Below are 12,177 nucleotides of genomic sequence, written 5' to 3' on the forward strand. Positions count from 1 at the left end.
ATCGATTTCCCATAACACCCCTTTTGGAGAGGCCCCATGGCTCACCACGCACGCTGGACAATGTCGCAGGTCACTGCTTTATTTCAAAAACCTTTGTTGGATCTGTTGTTTGAAGCGCAGCAGACGCATCGCCAGCATTTCGATCCCCGGCAGGTACAGGTCAGCACTTTGCTGTCCATAAAAACCGGCGCTTGCCCGGAAGATTGTAAATATTGCCCACAAAGCGCCAGATATAAAACAGGCCTGGAGTCTGAACGCCTGATGGAAGTTGAGCAGGTGCTGGACTCCGCCCGCAAGGCTAAAAACGCAGGTTCGACACGTTTTTGTATGGGGGCCGCCTGGAAGAACCCGCATGAGCGCGATATGCCTTACCTTGAGCAGATGGTGCAGGGCGTTCGTGCTATGGGGCTGGAAACCTGTATGACGCTCGGTACGCTAACCAATGAACAGGCGCAGCGCCTGGCCTCCGCTGGGCTGGACTATTACAACCACAATCTGGACACCTCCCCGGAATTTTACGGCAACATCATCACGACCCGAACCTATCAGGAACGTCTGGACACGCTGGATAAAGTCCGTGATGCAGGGATCAAAGTTTGCTCCGGTGGGATTGTCGGCCTGGGTGAAACCGTCACCGACCGCGCCGGACTGCTGCTGCAATTAGCGAATTTGCCAACGCCACCAGAAAGCGTCCCTATCAACATGCTGGTGAAAGTGAAAGGCACGCCTCTGGCGGATAACGAAGACGTGGATGCCTTTGATTTTATTCGTACCATCGCGGTAGCACGCATCATGATGCCAACCTCCTACGTGCGCCTTTCCGCAGGCCGTGAGCAGATGAGCGAGCAGACGCAGGCGATGTGTTTTATGGCCGGTGCAAACTCTATTTTCTACGGCTGCAAACTGCTGACGACGCCGAACCCAGAAGAGGACAAAGACCTGCAGCTGTTCCGCAAGCTGGGGCTTAATCCGCAGCAAACTATCACCGAAATGGGTGACAACGAACAGCAGGAGCAGCTCGCCGGGCAGATCCTGAACGCCGATACCGACAATTACTACAACGCGGCGGCGGTATGAGCTGGCCACAGCGAATCTCCGGGGCTTTAAGCGAACGGCGGACCAGCGCCAGCCTTCGCACCCGACAGGCCAATACGCTCGGTAACGGGCGTATTTTTTCGGCCAACGGTCAGGAATATTTGAATTTTTCCAGCAACGATTATCTGGGACTGAGTCATCACCCGCAGATTATGGAGGCCTGGCAAAAAGGCGCGACGCAGTTCGGCGTTGGCAGCGGCGGGTCTGGCCACGTCACGGGGTATAGCCGTGCACATCAGGCGTTTGAGGAACAGTTGGCGGATTGGCTCGGCTTTGAACGAGCGCTGTTGTTTATCTCCGGCTACAGCGCAAACCAGGCGGTGATCTCCGCGCTGGCGCAAAAAACGGACACGCTTATCGCCGATAAACTTTGCCATGCCTCAATCATGGAAGCGGCGATGCAAAGTCCGGCTCAGCTACGCAGATTTCATCACAACGACGTTCAGGCCCTTGCCACGCAGCTGAGTAAACCGCATGAAGGTGAACAGCTTGTCCTGACCGAAGGCATCTTCAGCATGGACGGGGACAGCGCGCCGCTGGCTGAAATAGCACAGGCAACAAGACAAGCAGACGGTTGGTTAATGGTCGACGACGCGCACGGTATTGGTGTCCTCGGCAAAGAAGGGCGTGGCAGTTGCGATCGGCAAAAAATCAAACCGGATATTCTTGTCGTCACCTTTGGCAAAGCGTTTGGCGGCAGCGGTGCGGCGGTATTGTGTGACGAAGACGTTGCAACTTACCTGCTGCAGTTTGCCCGCCACTTGATATACAGCACCGCTATGCCGCCGGCGCAGGCCGTGTCGCTTCAGGCCGCGTTAAAGGTGGTTCAGCATGGCGATGAGTACAGAGCAAGGCTTGCTGAAAATATTCTGCGTTTTCGGCAGGGTGCTGCCCGACTCTCGCTGAATCTGGCGGATTCAGGTAGCGCGATACAACCTCTGATTGTGGGTGAGAATCAGCGCACGCTGGATCTCGCCTCCCGCCTGAAAGAGCGGGGCTTCTGGTTAACAGCCATTCGCCCGCCTACCGTTCCCCCCGGCAGTGCCCGCCTGCGCATCACCCTCACGGCAGCGCATACTTCTGGGGACATAGACGCATTGCTGGAGGCGCTTGATGACGCAGCTTGTTGATAAAGCCGCCGTCGCCGCAGCGTTTAGCCGGGCGGCAGGCACCTACGAGCGTTTCGCCGAGCTGCAGCGTATCTGCGGCGATAATCTGCTGGCCGAGCTGGAAAACCGCCGCGCCGTAAGCGTGCTGGATGCAGGCTGCGGTACCGGCTGGTACAGCCGAATTTGGCGGGACAAAGGAAGCGAAGTGCTGGCGCTGGACATCTCGAAAGCGATGCTTGAGCGGTGCCAGCAAACCCAGTCGGCGCATCGCTTTCTTGAGGGAGATATCGAGTCTATTCCGCTGGCGGATGACCAGGTGGATCTGGCCTGGAGTAATCTTGCCGTTCAGTGGTGCAGCGATCTGCAGCAAGGCTTATCCGAGCTTTATCGCGTGACGAAACCGGGTGGGTGCATTGCGTTCAGCACGCTTGCGGCAGGTTCACTGCCTGAACTGCACGAGGCCTGGCGCGGGGTAGACGAACGGGCGCATGCCAACCAGTTTTTATCCCTGGCCGAAATTGACCAGGCGTGTCGCCCATGGCGTTACGTATTAACCAGCCGCACCGTCAGCCAGCGTTTTCCTGACGTCATGAGCGCCATGCGTTCGCTAAAAGGCGTTGGGGCAACACACCTGCACGATGGCCGCAAAAACACTCTGCTGACGCGTGGGCAACTGCAGCGGCTCAGCGAAGCGTGGCCCCGGCAAGACGGGCAGTTCTCTCTTAGCTGGCAGATAATTTTTGGAGTAATTGAACGTGATTAAAAAATGGTTTGTGACCGGCACCGACACTGAAGTTGGGAAGACCATCGCCAGCTGCGCGCTGCTTCAGGCGGCGAATACTGCGGGGTATCGCTCTGTGGGCTATAAGCCTGTGGCCTCTGGCAGTGAAATGACCCCGGAAGGCATTCGCAACAGTGATGCGTTAGCGCTGCAGCGCAATAGTTCGGTTAAATTGCCGTATGAGGAGATCAATCCGTTGGCTTTTCTTGAGCCGACCTCCCCGCACATCATTAGTGCTGAAGAGCAGCGCCCCATTACTTTTTCTGCTATGTCTGAAGGTCTAAAGAATCTTACCGGAAAAGCCGACTGGGTTCAGGTTGAGGGGGCTGGAGGCTGGTTTACCCCGCTGTCTGACACCACGACATTTGCCGAATGGGCCATCAGCGAGCAACTGCCGGTTATTTTAGTGGTGGGCGTGAAACTTGGCTGCATTAATCATGCAATGCTCACGGTACAGGCGGTGCTGGCCGCCGGTTTACCGCTGGCAGGCTGGATAGCAAACGGTGTTCAACCCGCAGGAAAAAGGCATGCGGAATATCTTGCCACGCTCAAACAGCGGCTGCCGGCCCCGCTGCTGGGGGAAATTCCCTGGCTTAAGGGGATCAGCGATCAAACCGAGCTTGGTCACTACCTCGATCTCTCCGTTATTACGATCTAAGCCGCAAGGCGACTGCAACAAAAGCCAGGCCCGCAGCAAAGCCTCGGGCTGGCTCCCGCTTTAACCTTTTCACCACAGACAAAGATTCATTCCAGGCTGCAACGTCTATAGAGTATTTCATACTTTGAGTTGTCACATGACAACCTTTATGAGATGCTTTTTTAGCCGGAGGAGATATGGCCAGAAAACGGCACCCGCAAAAAGAGATAGAGGCGGCATTAAGCTACGCAGAATGCCAGGGTTGGCGGGTCAAAGAGGGCGGTTCGCATTGCTGGGGAGAAATGTATTGCCCCTGGAACGATAAAACATGCCGGTGCGGCGAGTTTTGTATCAGCTGTGTCTGGAGCACGCCTCGCAACGCAGAGAACCATGCCAGACAAATTCGCAGGCTTGTGGATGGATGCGCCAATAGGGCATCACGTAGCGTCCTGCATTAACAAGGAGAAGGCTCCATGGCGGAATATACGTTCACGCTTGTTTTTACTCTACCTGAAGGGAAAAAAGATCCGGAGAAGTGGGTTGCTGCGCTGGGCGCAGGAGGGTGTGATGATGCCCTTGTTGGCATCGGTGTGACGGGGCGTGTTGCTCTGAATTTCATCCGCGAGGCCGACACAGCAGAAGAAGCCTTACTGAGCGCGCTGAAGGACGTTTCAGGCACTATTCAAGGCGCGTTATTGGTTGAAGCTGCCCCTGATTTAGTGGGGTTGAGTGACATCGCGGAACTGTTAGGCGTGTCCCGGCAGTATATTCGCAAAGTTATGGTTTCCCGGGAGGCGTTTCCAGCGCCAGTACATGACGGGAAAACAGCACTATGGAATCTCGACGCGGTTTTACGCTGGATGAACAGCTCTGGCGTGAAGCCCATACCTTCGCCTTTGTTGGATATCGCGAAAGTGACGCGGCAGTGCAACCTGCATCGGGCGATGACGGAGCTCAACCCGGTTTTTCAGGAAAAATTGAAAAATTTGTAGTAGAGACTGCGTTCAGGGATCTAACCAGCCCGCCACGAGCTTGTCGTCCAGCTGGGAGACATTCCCTTGCGCGACATTTCGGCCTTTATGCAACAGGCAAAACTTGTCTGCAACCCGGCGTATAAAAGGCAGCCGCTGTTCGACCAGTAAAATGGTCAGGCCGAAGTCGCGGTTTAAGCGACGGATGAGGTTGCCCATTTCTGTGATAAAGCGGTGCCCTCCGCCGAGAGTGGGTTCATCCAGTATCAGCAGCCTTGGCTCTAAAACCAATGCCCGGGCAAGCGCTAACTGTTGCTGCATATCCCCGCTAAGTTCGCCGCTTTTTACCTGCCGCAGGCTATAGAGCTCGGGAAAAAGGTCATCAATCAGCGCAGGAATGACCCGGGGTCGATGATGACCCGCCATCATCGCTATCTGAAGATTTTCCTCAACGCTAAGCTGGGAGAAGATGCGCCTGTCCTGGGGAACGTAGCCGATCCCAAGCGCAGTTCTGCGCTCCACGGGTTTATTCACCAGGTCTTCAGGCGGCTGTCCCGCCTGTTGCCACAGCATACTGCCGCTTTGTACTGGCAAATAGCCGGTAATGCAGTTTACGAGCGTGGTTTTGCCCTGGCCTGGTGCGCCAAGCACGCAGGTGCATTCTCCCGGGGTCAGCTCGAGGTCGAGGTTCCACAGTATGTGGTGGTCACCGTAAAACTGATTAACAGCACGTAAGCTAAGCATGGCTCATCTCCTGGGTTAGGGAGTCGTTTCCCCCCTGGATATGCTGCAATTAGCTTGCCAGCTTGGTGATAATGCCTGAAAGCATCACGCTATTCAGGATAAAACTGAGTATCGGTTTCCTGAAAGGATAAAGCCGACGTGCAAGATGAGATCTTGCTGCACTCGACGGGTGCTAAAAAGTACGAATTTGGTGCAATAAAATGCCTTTTAACCTCAGGATATATCTCGATTTCGGGATCTTGCTCAATATGGCCGGGTATAGCGAAATCGAATGAATAAAAGCAAAAAAATTAGCGAAATTTTTTTTTCGCCCCTGGCACAGGAAGATCAGGGGTTTTTCCGAGTGGCTAAGCAAAAGGGCTTGCTGCAGTTATCCACCATTCCTGTGGATAACCTTGTGTATTAGAGTTAGAAAACTTGACGAAAGCGAGAGCGGGCGCGGCCTGCGGCCAAATTGGCGCGAAACCGGTCTTTGTGAAATATTCATTTGAATTCAAGTTGTTAAATAAAAGCAACAGCTGCAATAAAACTGTCAAACATTCGGGCAGAGGTATCCTTACCTCCCTTGACAAATGTTAAAAGGCGAAAAAATTTGGGGATAACCGGTCGCGGCTGGAGATTTATCTGGCGAAGGGGCAAATTCTGGGCAAACAAAGTGGCAAAAAGCAGTCGTTAGCAGGCGTAGCAAAAATGAGAACTGGTGTTTTATACAGTTTTTATACTGGCAAAAATCCCGCTGCCGGGTAAAATTACTCTCCGGCCCGCTCGTTTCTTCATCAGGTAGCCCGTTCATGAGTAAAGCGTTCAAACTGAATTCCGCATTTAAACCTTCTGGCGACCAGCCTGAAGCAATCCTTCGCCTGAAAGACGGGCTTGAAAACGGGCTGGCGCACCAGACGCTGCTGGGCGTAACGGGGTCGGGTAAAACCTTCACGGTAGCAAACGTGATTGCCGATCTTCAGCGCCCCACGATGGTACTGGCGCCAAATAAGACGCTGGCGGCGCAGCTTTACGGTGAAATGAAAGAGTTCTTCCCGGACAACGCCGTTGAGTTTTTTGTCTCTTACTACGATTACTATCAGCCTGAAGCATATGTGCCAAGCTCGGACACCTTCATTGAAAAAGATGCGTCGGTGAACGAACACATTGAGCAGATGCGTCTGTCGGCGACCAAAGCGTTGCTTGAGCGGCGGGACGTCATCGTGGTGGCATCCGTGTCGGCGATCTACGGTCTGGGTGACCCGGACCTGTACCTGAAGATGATGCTTCACCTGACGAAGGGTATGATCATCGATCAGCGGGCGATCCTGCGCCGTCTTACGGAGCTACAATACACCCGCAACGATCAGGCATTCCAGCGCGGTACGTTCCGTGTAAGAGGGGAGGTGGTCGATATCTTCCCGGCTGAATCAGACGATCTTGCGCTGCGTGTAGAGTTGTTCGACGAAGAGGTTGAAAGGCTGTCGCTGTTCGATCCACTGACCGGGCAAATCGATCAAACTATTCAGCGTTTTACTATTTACCCTAAATCGCACTACGTTACGCCGCGCGAGCGTATTGTGCAGGCGATGGAAGATATCAAAGTTGAGCTGGCCGAGCGCCGCAAGTTCCTGCTGGAGAATAACAAACTGCTGGAAGAGCAGCGTATTGCCCAGCGTACCCAGTTTGATCTCGAGATGATGAACGAGCTGGGTTATTGTTCGGGCATTGAAAACTACTCGCGCTTCCTCTCCGGGCGAGGGCCTGGCGAACCACCCCCAACGCTTTTTGACTATCTTCCGGCAGATGGCCTGCTGGTGGTGGATGAATCCCACGTCACTATTCCGCAAATTGGCGGCATGTATCGCGGCGACCGTGCCCGTAAAGAAACGCTGGTGGAATATGGTTTCCGCCTGCCGTCGGCGCTGGACAACCGCCCGTTAAAATTTGAAGAGTTTGAAGCGCTGGCCCCGCAGACCATCTACGTTTCAGCGACGCCGGGCAACTATGAGCTGGAAAAATCTGGCGAGGACATCGTTGACCAGGTTGTTCGTCCTACGGGACTGCTCGATCCGGTGATTGAAGTGCGTCCGGTGGCAACGCAGGTAGACGATTTGCTTTCTGAAATTCGTAAACGTGTGGCCATCAATGAACGCGTGCTGGTGACGACATTAACCAAGCGGATGGCGGAAGACCTGACCGAATATTTAGAGGAGCATGGTGAACGCGTACGCTATCTGCACTCGGATATCGACACCGTGGAGCGCATGGAGATTATCCGCGATTTGCGTCTCGGTGAATTTGACGTTCTGGTGGGGATCAACCTGCTGCGAGAAGGTCTTGATATGCCGGAAGTGTCGCTGGTTGCCATTCTGGATGCGGACAAAGAAGGTTTTCTGCGTTCCGAGCGCTCGCTTATTCAGACCATTGGCCGTGCGGCGCGTAACGTTAACGGTAAGGCGATTCTCTACGGCGATAAAATCACGCCGTCAATGGCCAAAGCGATTGGTGAAACCGAACGCCGCCGTGAGAAGCAGCAGCGCTACAACGAAGAAAATGGCATTACGCCGCAGGGCCTGAACAAACGAGTCGTGGACGTTCTGCAGCTTGGCGAAGGCATGGCGAAAACCAAAGGGCGGGTTAAAACCAAAGCACGCAGCGTGATTGAAGATGATGAAGTTTTGCTGACGCCGAAAGCGCTGCAGCAGAAAATTCATCAGCTTGAAACGAAGATGCTGGAACACGCGCAAAATCTGGAGTTTGAAGAGGCGGCGCAGATACGCGACCAGCTTCACAAGCTGCGCGAACTCTTTATCGCTGCCTCATAAGCGGCGAGGTTTACCCGAGCTGCTGCACGGCCTGTTCGAGGGCTGCCCGCAGCAGCTGGCGGTCGTGGCGATACCGAATGTCACTGGCTTCCAGCGGCTGTTGAATAACCAACCTGTCGCCCACTTCGCTGACGTCAACCTGTGGGCCAACCAGCACGGCATCGATAACGCGTTTTCCGATATGCTGTTCCATCAACTCAAGCTTTTGGCGCAGGGAAAGGCTGGCTGCGGCAGGGCTTAGCTCTTTGCCCAGGTTGCCGATATACACCATCGGCGCTGGCGTGCGGCGCAGCGCCTGATCCATCTCTTCAAGCAGCAAAATCGGCATCAGGCTGGTGTAAAAGCTGCCGGGGCCAATCAAAATTAAATCGGCTTCAGCGATGGCTTCTAAGGCTTCACGCGTGGCCGGGACTTTCGGGTAGACCGCCAGATCCTGCGGTGGATTGAGCAACTGGTCGATACTCACTTCGCCATACACGGCGTTGCCCTGGTCGTCGGTCGCCATTAAATCGACCGGATGCTCCGACATTGGAATCAGCTGCGCATCGACATTTAGCAGGTTGCGAATTAAATTGATTGCCTCCAGAGGGCGCACGCTGAGGTGATCCAGCGCCTTTAACATTAGATTTCCGAGGTTATGGCCTGAAAGTTCGCCGTTACCGCCAAAACGGTACTCAAACATTGTTGATGCCACGCTTGGTTCAGTGATCAACTGATTCAGGCAGTTGCGCATATCTCCCCAGGCAATCCCACCCTCAGAGCGTCGAATACGTCCGGTTGAGCCGCCGTTGTCGGTGGTGGTGACGATGCCGGTTAAACGTGAGCCGAGGGATGAAAGGGATGACATGACGCGACCCAGGCCGTGTCCACCGCCCAACGCGACAACCCGATCAAGATCTGCAAGCGTGCGATTACGCATAGAAAAGATAATCCTTAAGAGGCATACAGGCGCTTAAGGTAGCGTAAAAGCGCCAAAAAAACGATTCTTGCTCTGTGGATAATGATGCATATCAAAGTAAAAGTTAGCTTTTTAAGTACTCTGTAGCGAAATTAAGCAATCATCTCGTTATGTATGGATTTATATAGCGAAAACTGATATAGCGTGAAGCCAGATGTCGCGCTACTATCGCAGTAACACACACTCAAGCCATGGTACCTAAGTCATAAGATAAGGTGCCCTGGCCGCAGCCCCTGAGGTTGCCAGGGTGCAGGAAGAAATGACTGCATCTCCCGTATTTGGAAAGGTGTATTCAGTGTCCCAGCTTACCGATGCTTTTGCGCGTAAGTTCTATTACTTGCGCTTATCAATTACCGACGTCTGCAACTTTCGCTGCAGCTATTGCCTGCCCGACGGCTATAAGCCGCACGGCGTGGCCAATAAAAGCTTCCTCAAGGTCGATGAAATCCGTCGCGTTACCCGGGCTTTTGCTGCTCTGGGTACCGAAAAGGTGCGCCTGACAGGCGGGGAACCTTCTTTGCGCCGCGACTTTACCGAAATCATCGCCGCGGTGCGTGAAAACGCGTCGATTCGCCAGCTTGCGGTGACGACCAACGGCTATCGCCTGGCCCGGGATGTTAACGCCTGGCGTGATGCGGGGCTGACCGCCCTGAACGTTAGCGTCGACAGCCTGGACGCTCGTCAGTTTCATGCCATTACCGGCCAGGATAAATTTCGGCAGGTGATGGAAGGCATTGACGCGGCTTTCAGCGCGGGGTTTGAGCGAGTAAAAGTGAACACCGTGCTGATGCGCGACGTAAACCACAATCAGCTCGAGACTTTCCTTGCCTGGATCAAACCGCGCCCCATCCAGCTCCGCTTTATTGAGCTGATGGAAACCGGCGACGGCGGCTCGCTTTTCCGCAAACACCATATTTCCGGTAAAACCATTCGCGACCAGCTGCTTGAGCGCGGCTGGGTTCACCAATTGCGTCAGCGCAGCGATGGCCCTGCCCAGGTGTTCTGCCATCCCGACTACAAAGGCGAAATCGGGCTCATCATGCCGTATGAGAAAGATTTCTGTGCCAGCTGCAACCGGCTGCGAGTTTCGTCCGTCGGTAACCTGCACCTCTGCCTGTTTGGCGAGCAGGGAATTGCGCTGCGGGATCTGTTGGCGGATGACGCCCAGCAAAGCGAACTGGAGGGGCGTATCTCTTCCGCGCTGGCACAGAAAAAGCAAACCCATTTCCTGCATGACGGTAACACCGGCATCACCCAAAATCTGTCGTATATCGGCGGCTAGAGCCTGCCCACAAGGAGAATATCGATGAGTCAGGTAAGCGCAGAGTTTATCCCGGCACGTATTGCTATTTTGACGGTGTCCAGCCGTCGTGGTGAAGATGACGACACTTCGGGTCACTATCTGAGTGAAGCCGCCACGGAAGCGGGGCATCAGGTGGTAGACAAAGCTATCGTCAAAGAAAACCGTTATGCCATCCGGGCCACAGTTTCGCAGTGGATTGCCGATGAGCAGGTTCAGGTGGTGTTGATCAACGGCGGCACCGGGTTTACCGACGGAGACCAGACGCCGGAGGCGCTTCTCCCGCTGTTTGACCGGGAAGTTGAAGGTTTTGGCGAGCTGTTTCGTATGCTCTCCTTTGAAGAGATTGGCACCTCTACGCTGCAGTCACGCGCCGTTGCGGGCATGGCGAACAAAACGCTGATTTTCGCCATGCCTGGCTCAACGAAGGCCTGCCGAACCGCCTGGGAAAATATCATTCAGCCTCAACTGGATGCCCGTCAGCGCCCGTGCAATTTCCACCCACATATTAAGAAGTAAGTTATGTCGCATTTGACCCATATTAACGCCGCCGGGGAAGCACATATGGTGGACGTGTCCTCCAAGGCTGAGACGGTTCGTGAGGCCCGCGCCGAAGCGTTTGTGACAATGCAGCCGGCAACGCTGGCGATGATTGTTGACGGCAGTCACCACAAAGGTGACGTTTTTGCCACCGCACGCATCGCGGGGATCCAGGCCGCTAAACGTACCTGGGAACTGATTCCGCTGTGCCATCCGCTTTTACTGAGCAAAGTAGAAGTGCAGCTTGAGGCTCAGACTGAGCAAAACCGCGTTCGCATCGAGTCTGTGTGCCGCCTGACGGGAAAAACCGGCGTAGAAATGGAGGCATTGACTGCGGCCTCCGTCGCCGCGTTGACCATTTATGACATGTGCAAAGCCGTACAAAAAGACATGGTCATCGGCCCTGTCCGTCTGCTGGAAAAGAGCGGCGGAAAATCCGGCGATTTTAAGGTGGCAAACGATGCTTAATGTTCTGTTTTTTGCCCAGGTACGCGAACTGGTCGGCTGCGACAGCCTGACGCTGGATGAAGTCTACGGCGATGTGGAGCAACTGCGTGCGGCATTGGCCGACAGAGGAAGCCGCTGGGCGCTGGCGCTGGAGTCCGGCAAGCTGCTGGCCGCCGTCAATCAAACACTGGTGAGCTTTGATCATCCGCTGGCAAAGGGCGACGAAGTGGCCTTTTTCCCACCGGTGACCGGAGGTTAAATGGACAGCACCCGTATTATTGTTGGCCGCGAGAGTTTCAACGTCGGCGAAGAGTATCAGTGGCTTTCTCAGTGCGATGAAGACGGTGCGGTCGTGACATTCACCGGTAAAGTTCGCAATCACAACCTTGGCGACAGCGTTAGCGCCCTGACGCTTGAACATTATCCGGGCATGACCGAAAAAGCGCTGGTTGAAATTGTCGCCGAGGCCAGAAGCCGTTGGCCGCTGCAGCGCGTGACGGTGATTCACCGCATCGGCGAACTGTGGCCAGGCGATGAAATTGTCTTTGTCGGCGTGACGGGTGCGCACCGCAGCTCAGCGTTTGAAGCCGCCCAGTTCATCATGGATTACCTGAAAACTCGCGCCCCGTTCTGGAAACGTGAAGCGACCGCCGAAGGCGACCGCTGGGTCGAAGCCCGGGACAGCGATAAGCAGGCGGCTAAACGCTGGTAGGCTACGCGGTCTGCGGGATGTGTTAATCTTAAAGCGGGTGAGCCAAACAGCTCGCGTCAGAAGCTTAATTCACAAC

General features: G+C 54.7%; 13 protein-coding genes and 1 riboswitch. Of the genes, 11 read left to right on the forward strand and 2 right to left on the reverse strand.

The features are described 5' to 3' along the window. Positions 1–36: 36 nt before the first annotated feature. The 5 genes from bioB (at position 37) to ACR6JA_RS20945 (ending at position 4,614) form a co-directional block, all read left to right on the forward strand. Complete coding sequence (gene bioB / locus ACR6JA_RS20925) at positions 37–1,077, forward strand: biotin synthase BioB (RefSeq protein ID WP_494494347.1); 1,041 nt, start codon at positions 37–39, stop codon at positions 1,075–1,077. Then, the gene (gene bioF, locus ACR6JA_RS20930; RefSeq protein WP_494494348.1) at positions 1,074–2,225 is read left to right on the forward strand and encodes an 8-amino-7-oxononanoate synthase; all 1,152 of its coding nucleotides are present in this window, start codon (positions 1,074–1,076) and stop codon (positions 2,223–2,225) included. The genes bioB and bioF overlap by 4 nt, the downstream gene beginning before the upstream one ends. Further along, entirely contained in the window at positions 2,209–2,967 is a 759-nt protein-coding gene (gene bioC / locus ACR6JA_RS20935) for a malonyl-ACP O-methyltransferase BioC (protein WP_494494349.1), read from the forward strand. The genes bioF and bioC overlap by 17 nt, the downstream gene beginning before the upstream one ends. Beyond that, positions 2,960–3,643 (forward strand): dethiobiotin synthase, encoded by a 684-nt coding sequence (gene bioD / locus ACR6JA_RS20940; protein WP_494494350.1) that lies wholly within the window; start codon positions 2,960–2,962, stop codon positions 3,641–3,643. The genes bioC and bioD overlap by 8 nt, the downstream gene beginning before the upstream one ends. 452 nt (positions 3,644–4,095) lie before the next feature. After that, positions 4,096–4,614 (forward strand): helix-turn-helix transcriptional regulator, encoded by a 519-nt coding sequence (locus tag ACR6JA_RS20945; protein ID WP_494494351.1) that lies wholly within the window; start codon positions 4,096–4,098, stop codon positions 4,612–4,614. Positions 4,615–4,626: 12 nt separating this feature from the next. On the opposite strand, the gene ACR6JA_RS20950 is transcribed toward ACR6JA_RS20945, so the two are convergent. Continuing rightward, a complete protein-coding gene (locus ACR6JA_RS20950) occupies positions 4,627–5,337 on the reverse strand; it encodes an ABC transporter ATP-binding protein (RefSeq protein ID WP_213716680.1) in 711 nt (236 codons plus the stop codon). A gap of 791 nt (positions 5,338–6,128) precedes the next feature. Here ACR6JA_RS20950 and uvrB point away from each other — a divergent pair. Further along, positions 6,129–8,144, forward strand: a complete 2,016-nt coding sequence (gene uvrB / locus ACR6JA_RS20955) for an excinuclease ABC subunit UvrB (RefSeq protein WP_494494352.1) — start codon at positions 6,129–6,131, stop codon at positions 8,142–8,144. Between the two features lie 10 nt (positions 8,145–8,154). Here the strand turns inward: uvrB and yvcK are convergent, their stop codons facing one another. Beyond that, positions 8,155–9,063 carry a uridine diphosphate-N-acetylglucosamine-binding protein YvcK gene (gene yvcK / locus ACR6JA_RS20960; RefSeq protein ID WP_494494353.1) on the reverse strand — a complete coding sequence of 303 codons (909 nt, stop codon included), beginning with the start codon at positions 9,061–9,063 and terminating at the stop codon, positions 8,155–8,157. A 208-nt stretch (positions 9,064–9,271) separates the two neighbouring features. After that, a riboswitch (molybdenum cofactor riboswitch) is annotated at positions 9,272–9,406 on the forward strand. Here yvcK and moaA point away from each other — a divergent pair. The 5 genes from moaA to moaE all read left to right on the forward strand — a co-directional run bounded on the left by moaA (position 9,362) and on the right by moaE (position 12,101). After that, positions 9,362–10,384, forward strand: coding sequence for a GTP 3',8-cyclase MoaA (gene moaA / locus ACR6JA_RS20965; protein WP_494494354.1), 1,023 nt, complete (start codon positions 9,362–9,364; stop codon positions 10,382–10,384). It overlaps the preceding riboswitch by 45 nt. A gap of 24 nt (positions 10,385–10,408) precedes the next feature. Beyond that, positions 10,409–10,921, forward strand: coding sequence for a molybdenum cofactor biosynthesis protein B (gene moaB / locus ACR6JA_RS20970; RefSeq protein WP_494494355.1), 513 nt, complete (start codon positions 10,409–10,411; stop codon positions 10,919–10,921). Positions 10,922–10,924: 3 nt separating this feature from the next. Continuing rightward, the gene (gene moaC, locus ACR6JA_RS20975; protein WP_213716690.1) at positions 10,925–11,410 is read left to right on the forward strand and encodes a cyclic pyranopterin monophosphate synthase MoaC; all 486 of its coding nucleotides are present in this window, start codon (positions 10,925–10,927) and stop codon (positions 11,408–11,410) included. Next, positions 11,403–11,648, forward strand: coding sequence for a molybdopterin synthase sulfur carrier subunit (gene moaD, locus ACR6JA_RS20980; protein ID WP_213716692.1), 246 nt, complete (start codon positions 11,403–11,405; stop codon positions 11,646–11,648). The genes moaC and moaD overlap by 8 nt, the downstream gene beginning before the upstream one ends. Next, complete coding sequence (gene moaE, locus ACR6JA_RS20985; RefSeq protein WP_494494356.1) at positions 11,649–12,101, forward strand: molybdopterin synthase catalytic subunit MoaE; 453 nt, start codon at positions 11,649–11,651, stop codon at positions 12,099–12,101. Positions 12,102–12,177: the final 76 nt, after the last annotated feature.

The sequence above is a fragment of the Cedecea sp. B1(4) genome (genome assembly GCF_059414925.1).

Coding starts and splice junctions, on each gene's coding strand:
- uvrB (WP_494494352.1), top strand. CDS start 6,129: ATGAGTAAAGCGTTCAAACTGAATTCCGCATTTAAACCTTCTGGCGAC.
- yvcK (WP_494494353.1), bottom strand. CDS start 9,063: ATGCGTAATCGCACGCTTGCAGATCTTGATCGGGTTGTCGCGTTGGGC.
- ACR6JA_RS20945 (WP_494494351.1), top strand. CDS start 4,096: ATGGCGGAATATACGTTCACGCTTGTTTTTACTCTACCTGAAGGGAAA.
- moaD (WP_213716692.1), top strand. CDS start 11,403: ATGCTTAATGTTCTGTTTTTTGCCCAGGTACGCGAACTGGTCGGCTGC.
- bioC (WP_494494349.1), top strand. CDS start 2,209: ATGACGCAGCTTGTTGATAAAGCCGCCGTCGCCGCAGCGTTTAGCCGG.
- bioF (WP_494494348.1), top strand. CDS start 1,074: ATGAGCTGGCCACAGCGAATCTCCGGGGCTTTAAGCGAACGGCGGACC.
- moaB (WP_494494355.1), top strand. CDS start 10,409: ATGAGTCAGGTAAGCGCAGAGTTTATCCCGGCACGTATTGCTATTTTG.
- ACR6JA_RS20950 (WP_213716680.1), bottom strand. CDS start 5,337: ATGCTTAGCTTACGTGCTGTTAATCAGTTTTACGGTGACCACCACATA.
- moaC (WP_213716690.1), top strand. CDS start 10,925: ATGTCGCATTTGACCCATATTAACGCCGCCGGGGAAGCACATATGGTG.
- bioB (WP_494494347.1), top strand. CDS start 37: ATGGCTCACCACGCACGCTGGACAATGTCGCAGGTCACTGCTTTATTT.
- moaE (WP_494494356.1), top strand. CDS start 11,649: ATGGACAGCACCCGTATTATTGTTGGCCGCGAGAGTTTCAACGTCGGC.
- moaA (WP_494494354.1), top strand. CDS start 9,362: ATGACTGCATCTCCCGTATTTGGAAAGGTGTATTCAGTGTCCCAGCTT.